This is a genomic window from Haliscomenobacter sp., assembly GCF_041740695.1.
Classification (GTDB): Bacteria; Bacteroidota; Bacteroidia; order Chitinophagales; family Saprospiraceae; genus Haliscomenobacter.
In genome coordinates, this window is record NZ_JBGSLK010000093.1 from 42716 (window position 1) to 65066 (window position 22351).

Sequence of the window (22351 nt, forward strand, 5' to 3'; positions counted from 1 at the left end):
GTACAAAGATATTAGACTTCAATAGAAAAAAACAGTAGCATTCATCACCAAAGAATGAGTAACTGTGCCATAAACCGTCGTTTGGCGTCAAGATGCCCTCCGCCCAAATTTTGGTACAAAGGCAATTGATACTTCAATCCCAGGGACCAGCGATTGTTCAGGTAAAAGTCCAGCCCAGTGTTGGCTGCCAATAATGTACCACCCGTTGATTCCACTTCGGCAGCGTGTTGCCAATCGGCAGCACTTTTTTCAGCATACACCCCGGCATAAGGCATTAAGCCTAGGCTTTTGCTCAATTGTCGGATCAAAAACAGGTTGCCATTGCCACTAATTCGGGTGCCAAAGCGGTAATCGTCCGCGTTTTTGCCATTGAGTTTGACGCTGCCTTCCAGGTTCAAACCCCAGCCTCGCCAACGCAGGGTATAATTGGAACTCAACAAATAGTCCAAACTACCGGTACCCAATTGAAAGTTGGCGTTGTTCACCTGAGTCGCATCCGTTTCGGTAAAACGAAACTGCCCAGTGGGTAATTTCAGCCCGCCCCCTACAAAAAAACTGTGTCGCCAGCCTTCCAGGTTGTTGCCTCTTGCGGTATTCCAAAGCTGGTAATTGGCCAAAAACAACACATCGCCCAAACCTTGAACCTTCATTTCCCGGTCGGTTTGCATGCGGTGATTGAAACTAAAAGGGACAAAACCCAGCAACTGTACCCGAGGATGTAAGTAATACCGGGTGAATAACTCCGTGCTTTGAAAAATATCGTGCGCACCATAAGGTACCAGCCCTCCGTGGCCATCGTAAATGCTGTTGCGGTAGCGGACACCCAGGAAATTGTTGTTTTGTTGGGGCATGATGCCCAGGTAATAACCCCCGGCTGAACAGCCGCATACGTCACAAGCCCAAGTGTAGGAGCAACTTAGGCTAAAAACGAGACTAAAAATCCAGGTGATTTTTGGCATGGCTCAATGGTTTATTGCTCCGATAATTTCCGGTCGCGCAGGAAAGTATCGTCACTTAAGGTTTTTAAAAACGCCTTGATTTGTTCTTTTTCCTCATTGCTCAACTCGATGCCCAGTTTGCCGTTTTGCTTTAGGAGTGGGTCTAAAGTTGGCTGATCTTTGAGGCCCAGAGTATAATGCGTCAACACTTCATCCAGGGTGTAAAAGCGGCCATCGTGCATGTAAGGGCCAGTATTGGCTACATTGCGTAGGCTGGGTACCTTGAATTTGTAGTCGTCTTCCTCATTGAGGGTAATGCGGTAACGACCCCGGTCTTTGTTGAATTCGTGGCTCAGGCCATTGTTGCGAAAACTGAAATCGGAGAAGAGTTCCCCTTTGTGACAAGAGGCACATTTTTGCTGAAACACCTGCATTCCGGCCAGTTCGGTCGTATTCAATTCCCCCCCCGCTTCCTTGCGCACATACTTGTCGTAGCGCGAATCGGCGGAAATACACATCAACATGAATTGCGACATGGCCTTGAGCATGCGGTCGGTAGTCACTTCTGTGCTGCCAAAAGTGGCTTTAAACATTGGCGCATATTTGTTGCTGTTGCGCACTTTTTCTACCGCTTTTTTCAGATCCTCATCCATTTCCAGCGGGTTTTCAATGGGGGCAATGGGCTGCAAATCCAAATCGTGAACCCCTCCATCCCAAAAGAAAGTATTGTGCCAGGCCAGGTTCATGATCGGCGGGCTGTTGCGCTCGCCCAACTGGTCGTCAATGCCATGGCTGAGATCATGCCCATGGTGGGTGAAGGCCGCACTTTGCTGATGACAGGAACCACAGCTGATGCTACCGTCGCGAGACAAAATGGGATCATAGAAAAGGGTACGCCCCAGTTCAAACCCGGCTTTGCTGATGGGATTCTTCTTCAGGTCATAAACCGGCTCTGGAAAATTGGCTGGTTTGACAAAAGTGATTGCTTCCTGCTCGGCTTCGGGTTGACAAGACCAGAGTAGGGCGGCAATAATGAGGATGAGATTGAGCATAGGCTTCATGGTAAATAGGCTTGAAAAACAGGAGTCATCCCGAATTTTGGGATGACAAACCGCGGATGCGGTTGAATTTAGAATAGCCCCGGTCGTCCGGGGTCATTTTGGTAGCAAACGGTTTCGCAACCGCGGATGCGGTTGAACTTTGTGCTAAATTGAGTTCAACCACTGCCGTGGTTGCCGCCAATTTGACCCAATTATTTACCCCGGACGACCGGGGCTATTCTAAATTCAATCGCTCCGCGATTAGGGTTATCCCCGGTTTTGACTTTTCAAAAATTTGGGATGACGAACTGTTTATTCATTAATCATTGTGTACATGTTGCACCTGAAACATCCCCACGTAATTGTTGGCGATGTTCACGGAATAAGGCGCAAACATTACGGTGGTATTGGTACCAATGCCCACTTTGCTACTTCCTTCGAATGCCTTCAGGATGTCTACGATGATGTGTACCTGTGGGGTGATGCTACTGCGGACAGTGGCTACTTCGCCGCCAAAAGTGCGGGTGACGGTTTTGATGTTGTTGATGGTTTTGCTGTTCAAGCCTCCAAAACCGCCGATGTGGTAGCGGAATTTTTTATTGCCTGCCGCATCAGCAGTCGCTTGAGGAGATAAACCTTCCATTTTGAAAAAAATGTAGCCCGAGTTCCAGCTCCAGTACATGTTGTCGTCGCCACTGTGGGCCGCAGGATCGAGAATGCCCGTACGTTTGGACAGATCCATGGTGTTGCGCACACTGTCGACACCTACCATAAATGTAACTTCGGCGTAATCCCCAACTGGGATGTTGCTCAGTTTGATTTCCCGGGAGGCAACATTGCTTTCCTGAACCAGGAAATAACTATTGTCTTGCGGAACCGTGTATACTGTCCCATCACTTTTTTTGAGTTTGATGTTGCTGATGTAATAGTTGAGTAGCGTTACGTTGAACTGGTCCCCGTTGGCGTTGGTATAGGTTTGAGGGCCGTTCAATTGTAGGTTTTGAGAACCCACCACGTTGTCAAACTCCAGGATGAGACTGCCCTTATCATCAGGGCCAAATTCTGCCTCTTCGTTTTTATCACAGGAAAATGATAGTACCATAGTTGCCAGTACGACAAGTGCCGCAAGGATATTTTTGAAATACATTGCTGTTGTGTTTTGAAGTTAAAATAACCTGAGTTTGGAGATTTTTTGCTCAAATACATCCATCATCTTGTAACCCGCCGCTTTATCGGCGGGACCAGATGTACCCCACCCCTCACATCTATCATCTTTCCAGTGGCTTGCATCCAATGATTGATGTGCGCTCTGGGAGGATGATAGATGTGAGAGGTGGGGGTGCCTGTATCCACCCGTTGAAACGGGCGGTTACAAGATGTTAGATGTGGCTAGTGTGAATACGTGGAGGATCAATTTGGATTCAATCTGCTTTAAAATCCCCGAACTCAAGTTATTTTAACGCCACCAAGGCTCGAAGGCACCAAGCAGCACCAGACGCGCCATTCTTTTGGTGTCTTTGTACCTTTGTGGCAAATAACAAGCTAGAGAATTGGGCAGACTTCCCCCATGAATTTACACCAAGGCAAAGGCGGGTGGCTTGATCAAAGTCAAAGCGTGAACCAATGAGCGTGGCAATGCATAAAAAAACTGTTGCTTGACTTGGGTAGCCAATATAACAGAGTTAAACTTCAATTTAAACACCTGGAAAACGTACACCAAATCTTTGCCCAGCAAGTTTTCTAACCCATTTACAAAATCGTCATGCCCCTGCCGGTGCACGTACCGCATTTTGATCATCAGGAAACATTTGCCATTACAGGTCAATTCTGGGCGGTCCCGGTTGATGCACAATTCTTTGGCAATGAACGTTTGATTGGCCTTGAACCACACCCATACCAGTCCCATCTTCCAGCTCGGCCAGAGGATCAGGATCAGGAAAAAGTAGGCAAAAAAGGTTCTCATGCGATTCAATTGCGCTGCAAGGAAATTATTTAATGGGACAAAGCTAAATTAAATGCGGTACATGCTCCAATGATTTTTACAAAAAGCAGTGAGATAAAGCTCGCTGAAATTTCGCAAGATGTTGCAAATCAAAATTTTGCGCCATTATTTAGATGAGTTCTAATTTAATGTGCCTCTTTTGATTCCACCGCAGTTGAGGTGTCAAAAACATTAGACGCCTATTTTTTGCTTTCCAGCGGCAAATTGGCTCAAATCTTTTCCGATTATTTCAACAAGCTCTCATCCGCTACATGCCCCGATTCTGGAGCACCAGCTGCAATCCATTGCCGGACAAATTCAATTTGATTGGCCGTTAATTTTAAGCCCCCACTGGGCATTTTTTGCCCAAATTGATACGCCGAACCTTCCCAACTGATTTTTGCATAAAGGAAACTTTTGGCAGGATCGCCTGGTTTGATAGACTTCAACCCAGCAGCTCTTGCCTGTGGATTGTGGCTGTCTTCAGTAAGTAAACGTTGATAGGTTTTTTCATCGCCTAAGCCATGGTGGCCAAAATCGCCTTCCTTAGCGTGGCAACCGGATAGGGCGCAGGAGGTTTTAAAAATTTTTTCGTAAATCAGATTGTAGCTGCCCGCTGGCGGTGAGTAGCTCGGCTTAGCAGTTTCTTCTTTTTTGCAAGCAATGGCGAACAAGAGGCTGGCAAAAGCGACCACGGTTATTTTTTTGGTTGAAAACATGTCGAGTGAATTAAATTTTGAGGAAAGAGGTTAAGGGACTATACCATTAAAACCCGTAGCGAAGTCCTATACGAAAGGTTTTATAGAGGTAAAGATTGGGCGCGCCTTCAGGATCAACAGGCATGTATTTCAAGGCCAGTAGCCAGTTGGCACCCAATTGAAAGTCGATAGGGTGGGCAGAATCTGGTGCAAAACGCCAACTCCACTGGATGTCGGGCCCCAGGGTTTGCCGCAAAAAACCTGGCGTTGAATTGTCGGTAGGTACCCATTTTCCTTCCTCGTAGGCGTAGCGAATGTCCTTGGTTTTGGCCCTGCCAATGCGGTAAATAAGGCTTGGCGTGAGCCGGAGCTGACCAAATATTCGGATATCAGCTCCCAGGCGGGTACCCAGGAACAAATAGTTTTCAGAATAAGGGTTTTGCCAAAACCCAGCGTGCAAATCCTGGAAAAGCCGGGTTCCTTTCCTTCTTCCTTCATCCCAGGTTCGTTCAAGCCCCAGAGAAAATCCTGGCCGAATCGTTACTGGATTAGTGGTTTGCAGCGAGCCAACATCCAGGTTTAAACCTACATCCTGGTGAAAAAAAACGAAATTGGCCGCCCAGGGGCTGGAATTTTGGCTAAACCCAGCTGATCCCCAGCTAAAGCAAATGAATGCAATTAAATATTTGATTTTCATTGTTTTAAAATTTATGAGCAACTTGTAGCTGCGTTTTCTACAGGTAGAAATAAAAGAAGATTCCCATTTCGTCTTCAGAGGTTACCCCAAACCGGATTTCCCGATTGGTATCATTTTCATAAGTAATGGCTGTCCTTACCCCGTTGCCTTTATCGATGTCAATAAAGTCGGGCAGGTATACAAACTTGGGGTCATGCCAATTGTCGTTTGTGTACATCAATTGCCCATCTTTGGGGCCGCCAACGTAGTACACCTCAAATTTTTTGCCTCGTTTGTGCATGTGAGAGAACAAGACCTTGAGTTTTCTTTTTTCAGGAAAGACATCGGTGTATTCAATGGTGGTGGTTTTTTTAGCAGGAAGCACCAGTACATCGATGTTGTCTGCACTTTGTTGTTTCAAAAAATACTTTACTGCTGATTTGGGTTTGGTGTAAATGTTCATACTCACTTCCCCAAAAATGGTTTGATTCGATTTGTTGAAATAGTGTGAGTTCAGGTCGAGCGTTGAATTGGCGGCAATGGGCACGGCAAAACCTTCCGGAAATTCAACCCGCTGGTAGGGCGAAGCCGCTTCGGCCAGCAAATTCATGTTTTCCATGTTGGAAAAAGTGTTGATGCGGCCATCGGCCTGATTTTGGTCCCGCATTTCGCCGATTTTGGGCAGCCCTACCTTTTTTTCATCTTTGTACTGGTACGCAATGACATGGTGCGAACCTTCGCGTTGTTTCACTTCATACCCCGACATGTAAATTTCTTCGGTGTTGCCGATAGGTACGCGCATAAACCATTCCCGTTCAAAGTTGGCCGGAATGGGAAAGGCGGGAACATGTAAATTGTAGCCCGTACCAGGATCTGGCTTTTTCAGTGGTACAAAATCCGCAGGGATGGTAGCTGGATCATAATCCCAAGGCTCAACCTTTACACAAGCATAAAGGGCAAGGCTTAGCAAAAAGAACAGCAGAGTGATTTTTGAAATGTTGGTTGCCATAATGAAATTGTTTTTCAATGGCTCAAAACTCCAAAATCAATCGGTCAGTGGTGTTCGAGGTTATAGATTGGAACAAGTTTATCGCAAAATAGAGCGGATATTGGGTTCAAATACGGGGTTTGATCTTTCCTGTTTTTGAAACTCAGTAGGGGAAATGCCTACGTTTTTTTTGAAGGCGGTATTGAATGCGGTTTTGGAATTGAAACCAGCTTCAAAAGCAATCCCAACCATGGTGAGGTGGCTATGCTTTTTCGAAATGAGTAAATTTTTGCTTTCCTCAACGCGGTAACGATTGATAAATTGGGCAAAATTTTCACCAAAGCCCAGGTTAATCAACTCCGAGAGTTCATGCAAACTCAAGTCCTGGTGTTTGGCTAATCCGGCAAGACTGATTTCGGGGTTGAGGTAGGGTTTGTCTTTTTCCATACTTTCCAAGAGCAAGGCTTTCAGTTGATCAAATTTATCTTCTGGAATGCGCTGGCGCCGTGAGGACAATGACTCGTCCTGTTCTTCTAAAATTTTCTCGGCCTCTTCGGCTTGTTCTGGCGAAAAAGGGAAAACTTCTTTTTGTTGCAATGAAAAATACCCTAAGGCATAAATGGCGATAAAATAAACGAATGAGTACTTACTTTCCGTTTGTTCGATGGGTAAGAAGAAGACTTCGAGCAACCAGGTTAGCACCATTAAACCTACGCCGCATAAAAAATAAAACAACCATTTGAGTTGAAATTCTTCGGGGGTTGCGGTGAAATTTTCAATGTTTCGCTGGTGCCTGAGGAGAACCCTGAAAGAAAAAAACAAATAACCTACTATCTGCAAGACAATCAAGGCGATCACAATGACATCAGCAACCTCCAATTCAACAGCAGTGGTGCTTGGTTCAGCTTGAGCCACCTCGGGAGTAGACAGCCAAACCAGGAAGTTCAGGATCATCAACAGCATACTTGGCGAAAAATGCCAAAGGTCTTTTATCCTGAAGTTTCGGTTGGGGGTCACAAATCGCAGAACACAGAGGTACAGCGTAGGGGCCAACACTAAAAAATTAAAGTTAAGCAATAAGATCAACCAGAAAGGCTCTTCAGCAAAGCCATAAATTTTCAGGTTTCCATCAAAAAGTGCGGAACTCAACAACAACAAAAAGAGCGCTAACCAACGGTTGGCAATGATGTTGACCTCACGGCGTACCGTAAGTACCAAAAAGGAAAGGAAAATGGCACTTCCCGTACTGAGCACATTGAGCAAAGTAAGCATGATCGGAATGACTTGTAGAACCTAGACGTTCTGTTGATGTTTGGTTTCCTGTAGATGGAAGAATTGTAGCTCACCCCCTATTTAAGGAATGTTAAGGCGCTATTCTAATTTTTTTTTAAAAAGTGTTATATTAAATTAGTATTGGAGACAAGGCTAAGCAAGTTACCAATGTTTTATGGTGCCAATACCCGTTCAAACACCATCGCATAAGCGCCCATCACCCCTGCATTGTCACCCAAGGTTGATACCTTGATCTCACAGTCGGAAGCCAATTGAGGCAAACTGTACAAGCTGATGCCCCGGATGATGGAATAGCGCATGGTTTCGAATACCGGCACAAACCCGCCACTGAGTACAATCAATTCGGGGTTGAGCAAATCGATCAAGACGGCCAGCGAGCGCCCAAGTTGTTCGCCCATCTGGTGTAAGGTCTCTGTGACTTGTGGTTGGCCACGTTCGACCAGACTCAGGATTTTTTTGTAAGGCAGGCTTTCGCCAGTCTGAGCTACGTAAGCCGACTCCAGTGCCAAACCCGAGACGAGGGTCTCCAGGCAACCTTTTTTACCACAAACACACAACCGTTTGTTGTCGGCGGCAAAAATATGCCCAAATTCACCCGCAAAACCAGAGTGCCCGCTGTGCAATTGGCCATTGGAAATCAAACTCACCGCCAAGCCCCGACTCAGATTGACACAAATGGCATTTTTTTTGTCTCGGGCTAGGCCAAAGGTATTTTCACCCCAAGCCAAAAGGTGGGTATCGTTGTCGATGAACACCGGGAAGCCCCATTCCATTTGTAAATAATTAGCCAGAGGTTGTTCCAGGTTTAGGTAAGAGTAGCTGATGCCTTTTTTGTGATCGACCCGGCCAGTGATGCCGATGCCAGCGCCCAGGATTTTTTCGGGAGGGATGTTTTGATTGGCTATAATTTGAGGAATGACGTGTTTTAGAAAATCAAGTGCAGCATTTTTGTCGCTGATGTCAAAGGTTTCGGATTCGTATTCGTAAACCAGCTCACGCTGGAGGTTGACTATACCTAGTTTAAAAGCGTTAGAGACCAGCTCAATGCCAATGACATAACCCATGTTGGGTCCTAGGCGATAGGCAACTGGCCGCCGACCGCCGCTGGATTCCCTTTTTCCGGCTTTGACCAACATCCCCTGATTTTCAAACTCTTCCACCAGCTTGGTGCCAGTAGGTACACTGAGCTTCAAAAACTGGCACAACTCAGGGATACTCAACTCCTGATGGTGAAACAGCAGGTGGATGATTTTCCGTTTTTGGGTGTTTTGTTTCGATTGAGTGCCGTATTCAGCCGTTTTTTCCAAAAAAGTCCAGGCCATGGTTTAATTTTTAAACAAAGCTTCAAATTTAAACAAATTCTCGTGCGGCTTGAGCAATTTTACCGAGAGCTCTAGTTCCAGAGGGGAAAAAGCTAAGGGGAAATGATGAATGATGAATGATGAGTGATGAATTGGACTTTTGATTCAAACTTATAATTTTGCAGTTCTGATTCATCACTCATTATTTATCACTCATCACTCTATATGCGTTATTTCATCATCTTCCTTTGCTGCTTTTTCAGTTATTCGCTACAGGCACAAGCACCGTATGGTGCCATTCGTGGTATTTGGTTGGCTGCTCAGGACAGCGTTTTGGATTCCAAAACAAACATTCAGCAGGTAGTCGCCAATTGTAAAAAAGCAGGCATCAACAACATTTACGTCGCGACCTGGAATCGGGGGCGCACCCTCTACCCCAGTGCCATCATGATGGAACGTTTTGGAGTGGCTATCGACCCACGTTATGGCAAACGTGATCCTTTGAAGGAGTTGATTGAAGCAGCCCATGCGGAAAAAATCAAGGTGCATGCCTGGTTTGAATACGGTTTTGCTTGTGCCTATGGCGATTCAGGGGCTTATTTGCTCAAAAAATATCCCTACTACGCTGCCATTGGTTCGGATGGGAAAGCAGTTGAAAAAAATGGCTTCAAATGGATGAACGCCTTTCACCCATTGGTGCAAAATTTTGTCAAAAGTTTGGTGCTGGAGGTAGTGAAAAAGTACGACATTGATGGCATTCAAGGCGATGACCGGATGCCTGCCGTCCCTTCGCTGGCGGGTTATGATCCTTATACCGTAGCTGAATACAAAAAAGAACACAACCGCCTTGCTCCGCCGAGCAATCACCTGGATAGCAACTGGATACAATGGAGGGCCAAACGGCTGAATACATTTGGCAAAGACCTATACCAGTCGGTTAAGGCCGCCAAACCCAATGTGTTGGTGAGTATGGCACCGAGCATATACCCCTCGTCTTTGCAAGAAAACCTTCAGGATTGGCCGACTTGGCTGCGCGAAGGCTATGTGGATTACATAGTTGTACAGCTCTACCGCGACAAGCTGGACGAGTACGAAAAAATCCTGCGTGAAACGATTCAACAGGTTGGGGTCAAAAAAGATCACCTTTATGCTGGAGTGTTGATCGGCCTGGAGGATGGTTACCGGGTCAAACCTGAATTATTAAAGGGCATGCTTGAGTTGAACCAAAAATACGACTTGCCCGGGGAGGTGTTTTTTTATTATGGCGGAGTATCAAAACAACTAGCGTTTTTCAAAAAAATCAAGTAAAAATGGGGGAATGTGTAGATTAATTGGTGTTGCATTTGCAAATCAGCACATTCCCCCATTAACTGATCAATAAAGCATCAGCGAACCCGATCCCGCCACTTCAGCGTAATACAGGCGCACCCGAATGATGTATTCCCGGCCTTGAATGAGCCGAAGTTGGATTTTTGAATTCAAGCCCGTGCCACTGTCGTCGTCTCCGGCGAGAAGAATCTCTTCACCAGCGGCTTTTTCAAAAAGCACCATTAAGGTGTCCATTCTTCCGAAGGTTTCGATGGTGTACCTGCGGGATACGGTGGGTTTAAAACGGAAGTTCTTTTGCTCACCCGCATTGATGTTGAACAACTGCGATACCGAAATTTTGAGCTCAATGTAGTCACTCGCAGTGAGGGGCGGGTAGAATTTTTTTATAAATTCCTTGTCCTTACTGGATAGCCCTCCAGGTGGGTTAATGCCCCTGCGGTAGGCCGCTGGCTCCAGAATCAGGCCCGCCTCAAAAGGATAATGCATGATGGAGTCTGGATCGTGCGTGGAGCCTTGTACTTCGTCGGAAGGTATTTTCCGAATGATGTTGTAGTAGGTAGTTTGCCGATCCCAGCCATTGGGCGGCGCAGCCAGGGCTTCGTAAACGGCCGGTTCGTCCCAAATAATGCCCGCATTGGGGTTTTGGTGTTCGTGTGGCGCACCCAGGGTATGCCCAATTTCGTGTAAGGCGGTATCGATGTCGTTGCTGATGTCCCAACCAAAATTCATGGTGCGTTCATTGGGCGAGCTGGCAATGTCAATGACGTCTCTGCCCACATAAGACCAGGCACCATCGCCTCTTTTAAAGCCGATTCTTACCTGGGCCTCATTTTTGTCGTTTGTTTCTTCAAATTCCAGGCCAATGCCTAAATCTTTCCAGGTTTTGAAAGCCTGTTTTACGGTGTTTTTTTGTGCAGTGCTGCCTTTCCAGGAACTTGGAGAGCCGTCGGTCGGCCCGTTGAAGAAGTAGTACTTTAGTTTGGTGCCATTGACCCATTTTTTGCTGGTCACTAGGATCATCCGCTCCCGATTGGGACTTACCTCAGGGTCGAATTTTCGCTCCTGGAGGGGGATCATGGAACAGTACTTGTGCTTGTCGGCTTTGGACTTGTTTTCGTCCTTAGGCATGGTGGTGGATTTTTTGGTGTTTGCCATTTAATTAGAGATTTAGTTGCGGTGAAATAGGGTTCACCCTGGGTTTGAAAAATGAATTGTGTTGATTACAAATGTATGGGGTTTGGTGGTGGTAGTCAAGAGGCCTTGTAAGGCAAGGCACGATTAATTAACGGGCTACAATATCAACTAATTTTGTGCGGATAGTTTTTTAATTAAAACTTTGGTTTAGCTACCCCAAGCATTTTTTTCTTACCTTCGCCCCGCAAAAAAATACCTCCTCCAATGCTTTCAGTTAGCGATGTGTCCTTGCAGTACGGCAAGCGGGTTTTGTTCAATGAAGTCAACATCAAGTTCACCCGTGGCAATTGTTACGGTGTGATTGGTGCCAATGGCGCGGGCAAATCCACATTTTTGAAAATTTTGTCGGGCGAAATCAACCCCAACCGTGGTTCGGTCTCTTTGGAGCCCAACAACCGCATGGCGGTACTCAAGCAGAACCACTTTGAGTTTGAGGAGTTCACCGTGTTGGACACCGTTTTGATGGGGCACCAGGAGATGTACAGCATCATGGCGGAGAAAAACGCCATCTACATGAATCCTGATGCCACCGAAGCAGAAGGACTACATGCGGCGGAGTTGGAAAACCAATACGGCGAAATGGGAGGCTGGACTGCCGAAAGTGACGCGGCCACTCTGCTCAGCAACCTGGGCGTAAAGGAGGATTTGCACTACCGCCAAATGAAGGATCTCAACGGTTCTGATAAAGTAAAAGTGCTGTTGGCGCAATCCCTTTTTGGCGATCCCGATATCCTGCTGCTTGACGAGCCTACCAACGACCTGGACGCCGAAACCATCACCTGGTTGGCCGACTTCCTGGCGGATTTTAAAAATACCGTGATCGTCGTTTCCCACGACCGTTACTTCCTGGACATGGTGTGTACCCACGTGGCCGACATCGACTTCCAAAAGATCAACACCTTTACGGGCAACTACTCCTTCTGGTACGAATCGAGCCAATTGATGCTCCAGCAGGCGGCCAACAAGAATAAAAAGATCGAGCAGAAGCGCCAGGAAATGATGGAGTTTATCCAACGATTCAGCGCCAACGCCTCCAAGTCGCGGCAAGCGACCTCGCGCAAAAAAGCCCTGGAAAAACTCAACCTGGAAGAAATGAAACCTTCCAGTCGCAAATACCCCTACATCTACTTCCAGATGGAACGTGAACCAGGGGATCAACTCCTGGCCGTGCGCGACCTCAAAGCCACTGCTTCGGACGGTAGCTTGTTGTTTTCCAATGTGTCGTTTACGGTCAATCAGGGTGAAAAAATCACCATCATCAGCCGCGAGGCCACGGCTATCACGGCCTTTTATCAAATCCTGGCGGGTAAACAAAAACCCGACGCGGGTACTTTCGAGTTTGGACAAACCATCACTGTAGGCTACATGCCCAACGAAAACCAGGAGTTTTTTAAAGCGGGCAAGGATACGGATTTGATCAACTGGCTGCGCCAATATTCCGAGAACAAAGACGAACAATTCATCCGCAGCTTCTTGGGTCGGATGTTGTTTTCAGGCGATGAAGTCCACAAACACTCCAGCGTATTGTCGGGAGGGGAGAAGGTGCGTTGTATGTTGGCCAAAGCGATGCTGGGTTTCCCCAATTTTGTGCTCATGGACGAACCCACCAACCACCTCGACCTGGAATCCATCACCGCCCTCAACACAGCCATGCAAAACTTCAAGGGCAATCTGCTCTTTAGCTCGCATGACCACGCCTTGACTTCCTCTGTAGCTAACCGCATCATCGAAATCACGCCACGCGGGGTGATCGATAGTTTGATGGATTACGATGAGTATCTGGTGTCGGAGAAAATTAAGGCGGATCGGGAGAAGTTGTATAAGTAAAATGAAAACAATGCTTAGTTTTGGCCACAACAAACAAAACGAAAGCATGGTTTCCTACACACTACATCAATGCCTGTCGCGCCTTTGCGTACTGGCTATCGCAACACTTTTTTGCCTTCCTTTTTCTCTTTTTGCCCAATCCATCCCCCTCCCGGAGCACCCCCGCCCCGACTTCGAGCGCCCGGACTGGATCAACCTCAACGGCACTTGGGCCTTTGAATTCGACAAAAACGATCAAGGTCTCGCCCAAAAATGGATGAGCGGCAGCCGCAAGTTCAGCAAGAGCATCAATGTCCCCTTTCCTTGGGGTGCGCCGCTATCCGGGGTAGGGGATGAGGCCGATATCGCCTGGTACCAGCGTGAGATCAAAGTACCCGCCTCTTGGAAAGGCAAACGCACCTTTCTCACCATTGGGGCCAGCGATTGGGAAACCATCGTTTACCTCGATGGCAAAGAGCTTGGCAAACACCAAGGGGGATACACGCCTTTCTCCTTCGACCTCACACCCCTCCTGAAATACGATAGCCCGCAGCGCCTCAGCATTCGGGTAGATGACAAACGCCGCCAGTTCACGCTGTACGGCAAACAAGGTTACGGTAATGCCCGGGGCATCTGGCAAACCACCTACCTCGAAGCCCGCGGCCAAAACCACCTCGATGCCCTGCACTTTTCGCCCGACATCGACAACAACAAAGTAAAAGTCAGCGCCTACCTGCCTGCACCTGCCAGCAGCGACCTGCAACTGGAACTCAAACTGGCGGGCAAAACCAGCACGCAGAAAATTGCAGCGGGCAGCTCAAGTTTGACTTTTGAAATACCCATCGAAAATACCCACTTGTGGACTTTGGACGATCCTTACCTCTACGATGTGGAAGCCAAACTCAGCGATGGCAAAACTGCGCCGGATGTGCTCAAATCCTATTTCGGCATGCGCAAAATATCAGTAGTCGACCTGCCTGGCACTACCCATCCCTACATCGCGCTCAACAACGAACCCATTTACCTGCAACTCACCTTGGATCAATCCTACCACCCCGAAGGGTTTTACACCTTTCCCGACGATGAGTTCATGAAAAACGAAATCCTGCTGGCGCGGGGCATTGGCCTCAATGGCATCCGTACCCACATCAAAATAGACATTCCCCGCAAGTTGTACTGGGCCGATCGCCTGGGCGTATTGGTGATGTCGGACTTACCCAACTCTTGGGGAGAGCCCGACGCTGCTGCGCGTAAAGAAAGTGAATACACCCTGCGGGAAATGATCAAACGGGATTACAACCACCCCGCCATTTTTTCCTGGATCACCTTCAACGAAACCTGGGGCTTGACCACCAAAGTGGAGGAAAATGGCAAACAGCAGAGCAAATATCTTCCCGAAACCCAAAAATGGGTGGCATCGGTGTATCGACTCGCAAAACAACTGGACCCGACTCGCCTGGTTGAAGACAACTCCATCTGCTGCGGCCGTGGTCATACCGAAACGGACATCAATTCCTGGCACGAATACCTTCCGGGTTGGGGCTGGGAAGAGCACCTCAAAAACATCGACGCAAATACTTTTCCCGGCAGCAAAAACCACATGGAAGCGGGCTACACCCAGGGCCGTCAACCCAATATCAACTCCGAATGTGGCAACGTTTGGGGCTACGACGGCAGCACCGGGGACGTAGACTGGAGCTGGGACTACCACCGCATGATGAACACCTTCCGCAAATACCCCAAAATAGCCGGCTGGCTCTACACCGAACACCACGACGTGATCAACGAATGGAACGGCTACTGGAAATTTGACCGGACGAACAAATACACTGGCTTGGAAGAAATGGTGGAAGGCATGTCGATCAAAGACCTGCATTCGATGATCTACATTTCGACGGGCAACGAAATCAGCAAAACCGTGAAGCCGGGTGAAAGTGTCAAAATCCCGCTCTACGCTTCGTTTTATACCAACCGCAAGGACTTGGGCAGTACCCTCACCCTGCAAATCCAGCTTTATGGTTACGACGCCCTGGGCCAGAAAAAAACCTGGATGCGCACCCAGCGCAGCGTGCCTTACACGCCCTGGATGCAAAAGCAGTTGGACTCCCTGGAATTGATTTTGCCCAATGAAAAAGGAGTAGCCCATTTGTCATTGGTGTTGCAAGATGCCCTCGGCAACGACCTGCACCACAACGTAATGAGCTTTGTGATGGAAGGGCCGACGCCTGCTACCTTGACTTTGCCTAGTGGAAAAATTGCTCGGGTGCTGAGCGTTGCCCCTAAAGATTTTAGCGCTGCCAAATGGAGCAAAAAACAGTGGAATGTATTGGACGGGCTCAAGGTGAACGGCGCAGGCAGCGGCTTTTTTGAATACACCTTCAAAATGGCGGAAAGGCCCAATGGCAGCGAGTCAGCGACTTTTATTGCTGAGTTGGGGGCCAAACAATTGTTGGTCAAAGACATCGACAAAAGTACCAATGTCAATGTAGACTATATGTTGGGCGGCAAAGTAGACCCCAGCTTGAACCCGAATTCCTACCCCATGACGGACGAATACCTGGCCCCTAGCACGGTCAATGTTACGGTGAATGGTGTATTTGCGGGTAGGGTAGACCTCGCCGATGATCCTGCTGATCACCGAGGAGTACTGTCCTGGCACTATCAACCCAAAGTGCGCAAATTGCAAGAAGCGGGTTCATATGGCTACCGTGTAGCGGTCAACATCCCTCCACAAGCGCTGAACATCGCGAAGGTGAGTGGAGAATTGGTGGTGCGTTTGGAAGTACCTGAATCGATGCCGGGTGGATTGGCGGTGTACGGGGAAAAGTTTGGGAGGTACCCGCTGAATCCGACGGTGGTATTGGTGAAGGAGTAAAGTCCTGATTTCCAAAAAATCACTAAAGCGACATTTTTTTAGCACAAAGAAAACCTCAAGGCAGCACAAAGGACACAAAGTTAGACGTTGACGACGCTTCGCTTTGTGTCCTCAGTGTCCTCTTTTTTTTTTCCTTTGTGCTTAAAAAATATCGCTTTGGTGGTATGCCTAAAATCCAGGGTGACTCATGTTAAAACTCAACCCTACGATATACATCCCCCAACCTCAGCTCAATGCCCAATGATTGTAAAGGAACAACCCCTTCTATTCCAACAAACTCCTCCTCTTGCCACAAGTTGCTTTTGACCTTGTAAAAAGTAAGTACTTCAGGTTTGTCTTGCCTTACCAGCACATATTCTTTGAAAGAAGGTAAGCTCCGATACTCCAAGAACTGCTGTTTTCGGTCGTATTGTTCGGTTGTTTTGGATAAAATTTCAACCACCAGAATAGGGTTAGTGATGGCCTGAGCTTCTTCTTTGGCAACCAAAGGTGTTTCTGCGACTACTAAGGCATCTGCATATATGTAGAAGTTGAACTTGGGTAGGTAAATTTTTTGATCACTGCCAAATACCTGAAATTCGGGTTTATCCTCTAATGCATTGTCCAGTTATTTGCTCAAATTTTGGGCAATACGGTTGTGGTTGATGCTGCCTCCGGCCATCAGAATAATATTTCCGTTACGATATTCATACCTTTCTCCCTGTTGTTGCTCGTGGCTCAAATATTCGGCAACAGTCCATGTTTTTTTTGCTTCGGCAAATGCAGGCATAATACATTGAATTGTGTGGAAAGATAATAAAATAATGAGATTGTGGCAAGAGCGATGTAGCGAAATACATTTCGCCAAAATAACGCTGAAAAAGAGCCTGCCGAAATCAATTTCGGCAGGCTCTTTTTTTATTTATTGATTGTCAATTGATTGCATTTTTGGCATGCTTTTGCTCTATTTAATCCCCGAAAATTATTCTTTCACTAAAACCTAGTATGCCATGCACGATATTGATCGTACCCTACAGGAATTTGAGTTGGGCCACCAACAGGAATATGTAGGAGAAAGCAGTTTTGCCAACGAGGCTTATGAGTTCGGCCAAGAACTGATGCCTGAGTTGGGCATGGAGTCCGACCGGGAATGGGAGTCCCTTCAAGAATACGGCGAACTCAATCAGGAAGACGAACTCTTACAAGAATTACTCAGCTTGCAAAGTGAAGATGAACTCAATCACTTCATTGGAGGCTTGCTTAGCAAAGCAGCAGGAGCCGCAAGTTCATTGGTGCGTTCGCCCGTAGGGCAAGGCGTAGGGCGCTTTCTGGTCAACCTCGGCCAAAAAACCTTACCCCAGCTGGGGCGCAACCTCGGTGGAAAAGCCGGTGGCGCAGTTGGTGGCCGCCTAGGCTCAGCGCTGGGCCAGCGGGTTGGAGGAAGTGTTGGTGGTAAAGTAGGCAATTGGGCCGGAAATGCCCTGGGCACCAAAGCCGGGGGAGCCCTTGGTGGATGGGCTGGCCAAAAAGCTGGCAACTGGTTGTCTGGTGCAGCAAAGAACGTCTTCAATCTTGAATTGGGCGGTCTATCCCAGGAGCAAGCTGAATACGAACTCACCCGCGCCTACAATCGCTTTGCCTACAACACTGCCCGGAGGGCCAATGCGTACCAGCGGCGTTACCCCCGTGTGCCCGCTCGACAAATCATTCGGCGCAGCATTTATGACACCGCTCAAACCTACGCACCAGGTTTGGTTTACCGCAACAACGACTCGAATGATGGAGCTGATTTTTCGGAAGTCCCAACGGGCGGACGCTGGGAACGTAGGAACAACACCATCGTCATTTATCTTGATTAATCCTTATCACTCATCCTAAAATTTAATGCGATCATGAGCAATGTATTGAATCAAATAGGCCTGGAACTGGAAAACTTTGAACAGTACGAAGGCGAGAATTATGAGTTTGAAAACTATGAATACGAATCCTTTGGCAATGAATTCGAAGCATTGTTTGAAGGGAATTATGAAATGATGGAAATGGAAGGAGGACTCAGCGAAAATGAAGTGATGGAACTCACCCACGAGTTGCTTGCGATCTCCAACGAAATGGAATTGGATCGTTTTTTGGGCAAAATGTTTAAAAAAGTAGGTGGCGCAGTACGCACCTTTGCCCGTTCTCCAATTGGCAAAATGGTTGGTGGCGCGCTCAAGACAGTTGCTAAAAAAGCCCTCCCAATTGCCGGAAAGGCCCTGGGGACGATGGTTGGTGGCCCAATTGGAGGGATGATTGGGGGCAAACTGGCTGGAGTGGCCGGCAAAGCATTTGGCTTGGAGCTGGAGGGTTTGAGTGCCGAAGACCGCGAATTTGAAGTTGGTCAAGCCTTTGTCCGTTTTGCTGCGGATACTACCAAACGTGCTGCCAATCTGATGAGCACCAAACCCGGCATGCCCGCTGCACAAATTGCCCGCACGGCCCTGACCAATTCTGCTCGGCACTATGCCCCTGGATTGTTCCGAGCTCCCGGGGCTGTGGCTGCGGCTGCTCCTGCTGGTCGTGGTGCTTGCGCTTGCCGCAAACGTTCGGGAACCTGGCGGATGGAAGGTGGTCGCATCATTTTGATGTAAGCTTGGAGCAACAGCACCATGAAACATCCATCTGATCTTCGGTTTTTCAAAAACGAAGCGTACGCGCTCATCAGCCGCCTCAACAGCCTTAAACCGTTTTCACTCAATACTCCTATGGTACGTGCAGCAGCCATTTCAGATGCTGCTTATCTGGGAATTGAACGATTGTTGGCCAAAGTAAGTAGAGAGCTTCGGCAAAGCATCCAGGAGTTCCTGCTATGGCTGAAACAAGAAGGCGCAGAGGTCGATACTGATCAGGTTCAGCAACGTTACGCAGAATTGAAAATGAAATTCAATTTTTTGCTGGACAAGCTGGACATTTTCGGCGATGTGCTCACCCAAAGGGGCGAGCACGAAACTGGTGTTTGGTTGGCTGGTTTGGATGTTCTGGCAAGAGACGCTTTGCAGCTGAGTGCCCAACCTTTAGCGGCCCCACCCTTGATTTGTTTTGTGGAGCGGGGGCATGGCGCCGCGATTCGCCGGGCGCGTACTCGTTTGCCCGGAGGAGAAACCAATCCAGTGGCGGTCATTCAGGTACCACGGGAGCGGATGGTCGGAAGTGGCATTGGTAGTTCCTTGGTTCACGAAGTGGGACATCAAGGCGCGGCATTGCTGGATTTGGTCGAGAGTTTGCGGGCAGAAATTGCGCAGGTGCAACAATCTGCTGAACAGCCTTTACCCTGGCAATTGTTTCAACACTGGATTTCCGAGATCATCGCTGATTTTTGGGCCACAGCCCACCTTGGCATCAGTGCTACTACGGGACTGATGGGGGTGGTGAGTTTGCCCCGCTACTTCGTTTTTCGCATCGGCCTAGAAGGCCCTCATCCTTTTCCCTGGATTCGGGTCAAAACCAGTTGTGCCCTGGGTAATGCACTTTTCCCTCACCCGCAGTGGCAACACTGGGCGCAACGCTGGGAGCGCATGTACCCATTGGAAGGGCTCGATGAGCAAAAACTGCAGATCATCCAAGCCCTGGAACAAGCCCTACCCGCATTTGCTGAACTGGTGGTGAACCATCGACCAGCAGTACTCAATGGACAGGCCTTAGGCGAGATTTTTTACGCATCGGAACGAATGCCCGATCAATTGTTGGCCCTATACCGGGAATGGAACGGCCAGTTCGAAACCATCAAAAAAACTCGACCAACCCTGGCCTTCGCGGTCATCGGTCAAGCTAAAGCAGCTGGCTTGTTGTCAGCTAAAGATGAAACGGACTTGCTGCAACGATTGCTGACGCAGTGGGCCTGGGAAAGATCGGACGGGAAACATCAATTGAATCACAATTTGATCACGTTTTAAATGACCATGCTATGGCTGATATTGGAAAGTTTTTTATTGATCCTATTCAGACAAGTGACTCTTCCATAAAGTTTTTGTACCTGCTCGAAGCGTTTGAAAAGCCTTTGGATTTTGATGGTACATTGGTTTTTATGGCCGATGATAAAATCATTAAAGCCAGCAAAATCAAAGGTTATGAAAACCCGGAAACAGGTGCTTGGACTTATAGTGGTGACTTTAAACTGGATGCAGCAGTTAAGGAAGGACAAGCCATTTCCTTAGAGGTTGAATTCAACGGGGCGATCTTGTCTGCCGTTGAATTTATTCCAAAAAGAGTGCCCCCGCGTTCAGATTTCGGAAAATTTATGACTGCACCCGACGGAACCAGGAAAATCGTTCAATTTTGGTTTACCATCAGTGACGAAGAACTGACCAGGGCTGGTGTAGCTGATTTTGAGGAATTGGAATTTACGGTGCGTGACGAGATAGGGGAGGCTTTTTTTAATGAAAATAAAGAGTTAGTTGACATACCTATCCTGCTCAATTATGTGGAGGATGCTGAGGGTTATGTCGTCTATTCTGGTCAATTTTCATTTCCATTTGCTGAGCCAGCCCCTGAAAACTCCCGGGGGCTAATTGGGGCTAGTGGTGGGAAAATTCAGCTTCAAGCTCGCCTGGGATCAAGCATCATTAAAAGTTATCAATTAACCATCCCCGCCGACCAAACTCCTCTGGAACAAGGGCTATTGACCGCGCTTCCTCGCATCGAGAGTGACATTCGTCGCTTGGCCGCTCAGGATCGGGTACAACGCATTGAACTGAAGGAACCCGGCAACAAACCAACGGATGATCAGGCTTTATGGGGAGCGATCAGGAAAACGAAGATTGATTTTGAGGCGTATGCCGAGTTCATTGAAAAAATGTTTGACCCAGAATGTGGGGAAAACAAGTCTTCGAGGGATAGTCGGGCAAAAAATCAAATTAAAAACCACGTTTCTCCTTTCCAAAACGTCGCTTCGTATCAGTTTCTGAAGCAATCTACCGATTACTTTCTGCTGACCAAGTCGTTTTTCTTCGATGACACCGATGCTCGGTCTTCGACCATTTTTCTGGGAAGCAATTTTATGGGTAAATCAGCAAAACCCAGTTTGAAAAAACTGTACCGGGATGAGTTCTTTCTGGACTCTATTGCCAGAGCTGTTGAATCCAATTTCCCTTTGGATGTAGATTTCGAACAAGGGCTTCCAGGCCAAATCAAACAAGATGATCGGGGCAATTTTAAACCTGCGCTGTATCCTACTGGTGAAGACCTGGATTGTCTGATTGGTGGTCAGCGAGACCTTCCTGATTTTTCCTGGTACGCCAGTGCACAACCCATGCTTGAGTTGATCTGGTCTTATTGGATGGAAGAGGCGGGGTTGGTTCAAACCATGAATGCCATCTCTTTGCGTTTCCAAAACGTGAAAAGGCGTCAAGGTGCTGATCCATTGGCCAACCTGGCACTCGATTCTCTGCGGCCTTTGAGCAATTTGATGTGGGGCTTCATTGAAGATGAAAGGGATAGAACGTCTATCGTTCGGCGTTGCTATGAGTACGATTCTCAATATGGCATTAGTTTACGTGGCCGGGCTATTCCAACCTTATCCTCGGTAGAGAGTCGTTCCAAATTTCTGGGGGCTTTTCACCACCTGCTCAAGATGGCTTACGACTATTACCAGCAGTCAAACTTCCTGACTGTAAAGCCGGATGCGTTCCCATTGTTGAACCAACTTCGGGAAGTACACGTCATCCTGCGTGAAGGCCAACACAATCAATTCCGCGACTTAACCTGGTCTTCGCGGGTAGAAATATTGACCCAACAATGGATTCTCAATCGTGAGGAAGTTAAAGAATTCATTCGAGGCCGTTTTCTGGTGCCTTACGAAGAGGGTTGGATGGGGTCTGTTGACACCATGAAGCGACTGCAAAATTGGACCGATACTTCGGTTACCCATTTCTTCAATTTGGCTACCAATGGTGAGCAACTGCTCTTGAGTGTCCGGTATGGAGATTGGGCTAGTCCAGACATCACCTCAGACAATGCCGCAAATTGGGCTCAATTCTGGCGCAATGAGATCCAGCGCTACATTCATGCTTATCGGGCGGTTACTGGTGTAGACATGGCTGCGGATATGGTAGAAACACGCCCTGCGCCCACGGTGGAAGCAGACCGTTACTTGCCACCTGCGCACCACCTGGAACGTCGGGAAATGTACCAGCGCGATCGGCAGGATGACTTCCAGGGACAAATGAGCCCTCCGCCAGTTTTTTCCCGCAATAGCCGACGTTGATGCGTGCTCGTTGGA

The 22351-nt window shown here is 47.8% G+C and carries 17 protein-coding genes and 1 pseudogene; 7 read left to right on the forward strand and 11 right to left on the reverse strand.

The genetic code is table 11. The features are described from left to right. Nucleotides 1-44: 44 nt before the first annotated feature. The 9 genes from ACEW9O_RS18565 to ACEW9O_RS18605 all read right to left on the reverse strand — a co-directional run bounded on the left by ACEW9O_RS18565 (nt 45) and on the right by ACEW9O_RS18605 (nt 8936). A complete protein-coding gene (locus ACEW9O_RS18565; protein WP_373551686.1) occupies nt 45-959 on the reverse strand; it encodes a hypothetical protein in 915 nt (304 codons plus the stop codon). Nucleotides 960-970: 11 nt separating this feature from the next. Continuing rightward, nucleotides 971-1990 (reverse strand): cytochrome-c peroxidase, encoded by a 1020-nt coding sequence (locus tag ACEW9O_RS18570; RefSeq protein ID WP_373551778.1) that lies wholly within the window; start codon nt 1988-1990, stop codon nt 971-973. A gap of 307 nt (nt 1991-2297) precedes the next feature. Continuing rightward, nucleotides 2298-3125, reverse strand: coding sequence for an MbnP family protein (locus ACEW9O_RS18575; protein WP_373551687.1), 828 nt, complete (start codon nt 3123-3125; stop codon nt 2298-2300). A gap of 426 nt (nt 3126-3551) precedes the next feature. Beyond that, nucleotides 3552-3941, reverse strand: coding sequence for a hypothetical protein (locus ACEW9O_RS18580; protein WP_373551688.1), 390 nt, complete (start codon nt 3939-3941; stop codon nt 3552-3554). Nucleotides 3942-4204: 263 nt separating this feature from the next. Then, entirely contained in the window at nt 4205-4678 is a 474-nt protein-coding gene (locus ACEW9O_RS18585) for a hypothetical protein (protein ID WP_373551689.1), read from the reverse strand. Between the two features lie 46 nt (nt 4679-4724). Then, a complete protein-coding gene (locus ACEW9O_RS18590; RefSeq protein WP_373551690.1) occupies nt 4725-5354 on the reverse strand; it encodes a hypothetical protein in 630 nt (209 codons plus the stop codon). A 37-nt stretch (nt 5355-5391) separates the two neighbouring features. Further along, nucleotides 5392-6342 (reverse strand): hypothetical protein, encoded by a 951-nt coding sequence (locus tag ACEW9O_RS18595; protein WP_373551691.1) that lies wholly within the window; start codon nt 6340-6342, stop codon nt 5392-5394. 78 nt (nt 6343-6420) lie between these two features. Next, nucleotides 6421-7593: a helix-turn-helix domain-containing protein gene (locus tag ACEW9O_RS18600; RefSeq protein WP_373551692.1), complete on the reverse strand. Its 1173-nt coding sequence runs from the start codon at nt 7591-7593 to the stop codon at nt 6421-6423. Between the two features lie 173 nt (nt 7594-7766). Then, nucleotides 7767-8936: an ROK family protein gene (locus ACEW9O_RS18605; RefSeq protein ID WP_373551693.1), complete on the reverse strand. Its 1170-nt coding sequence runs from the start codon at nt 8934-8936 to the stop codon at nt 7767-7769. A gap of 204 nt (nt 8937-9140) precedes the next feature. Here ACEW9O_RS18605 and ACEW9O_RS18610 point away from each other — a divergent pair, with 204 nt between their 5' ends. After that, the gene (locus ACEW9O_RS18610) at nt 9141-10223 is read left to right on the forward strand and encodes a glycoside hydrolase family 10 protein (protein ID WP_373551694.1); all 1083 of its coding nucleotides are present in this window, start codon (nt 9141-9143) and stop codon (nt 10221-10223) included. Between the two features lie 66 nt (nt 10224-10289). Here the strand turns inward: ACEW9O_RS18610 and ACEW9O_RS18615 are convergent, their stop codons facing one another. Next, the gene (locus ACEW9O_RS18615; RefSeq protein ID WP_373551695.1) at nt 10290-11399 is read right to left on the reverse strand and encodes a M12 family metallopeptidase; all 1110 of its coding nucleotides are present in this window, start codon (nt 11397-11399) and stop codon (nt 10290-10292) included. A 243-nt stretch (nt 11400-11642) separates the two neighbouring features. Between ACEW9O_RS18615 and ACEW9O_RS18620 the strand changes: the two genes are divergently transcribed. Together ACEW9O_RS18620 and ACEW9O_RS18625 are read left to right on the forward strand one after the other, a co-directional pair. Next, on the forward strand, nt 11643-13265 hold the full coding sequence (locus ACEW9O_RS18620) for an ABC-F family ATP-binding cassette domain-containing protein (protein ID WP_373551696.1): 1623 nt from the start codon (nt 11643-11645) through the stop codon (nt 13263-13265). 46 nt (nt 13266-13311) lie between these two features. Then, nucleotides 13312-16119, forward strand: coding sequence for a glycoside hydrolase family 2 protein (locus tag ACEW9O_RS18625; protein ID WP_373551697.1), 2808 nt, complete (start codon nt 13312-13314; stop codon nt 16117-16119). Nucleotides 16120-16309: 190 nt separating this feature from the next. Here the strand turns inward: ACEW9O_RS18625 and ACEW9O_RS18630 are convergent. Next, a pseudogene (locus tag ACEW9O_RS18630) lies at nt 16310-16888 on the reverse strand (Uma2 family endonuclease). A gap of 220 nt (nt 16889-17108) precedes the next feature. On the opposite strand from ACEW9O_RS18630, the gene ACEW9O_RS18635 reads away from it, so the two are divergent. From ACEW9O_RS18635 to ACEW9O_RS18650, 4 genes are read left to right on the forward strand one after another with little or no spacing between them, the layout of a single operon-like run. Further along, a complete protein-coding gene (locus ACEW9O_RS18635; RefSeq protein WP_373551698.1) occupies nt 17109-17957 on the forward strand; it encodes a hypothetical protein in 849 nt (282 codons plus the stop codon). Nucleotides 17958-17990: 33 nt separating this feature from the next. Continuing rightward, nucleotides 17991-18725, forward strand: a complete 735-nt coding sequence (locus ACEW9O_RS18640; RefSeq protein WP_373551699.1) for a hypothetical protein — start codon at nt 17991-17993, stop codon at nt 18723-18725. A gap of 18 nt (nt 18726-18743) precedes the next feature. Beyond that, nucleotides 18744-20027 carry a hypothetical protein gene (locus tag ACEW9O_RS18645; protein WP_373551700.1) on the forward strand — a complete coding sequence of 428 codons (1284 nt, stop codon included), beginning with the start codon at nt 18744-18746 and terminating at the stop codon, nt 20025-20027. A gap of 11 nt (nt 20028-20038) precedes the next feature. Further along, nucleotides 20039-22336: a hypothetical protein gene (locus tag ACEW9O_RS18650; RefSeq protein ID WP_373551701.1), complete on the forward strand. Its 2298-nt coding sequence runs from the start codon at nt 20039-20041 to the stop codon at nt 22334-22336. The last annotated feature ends 15 nt before the right edge of the window (nt 22337-22351 follow it).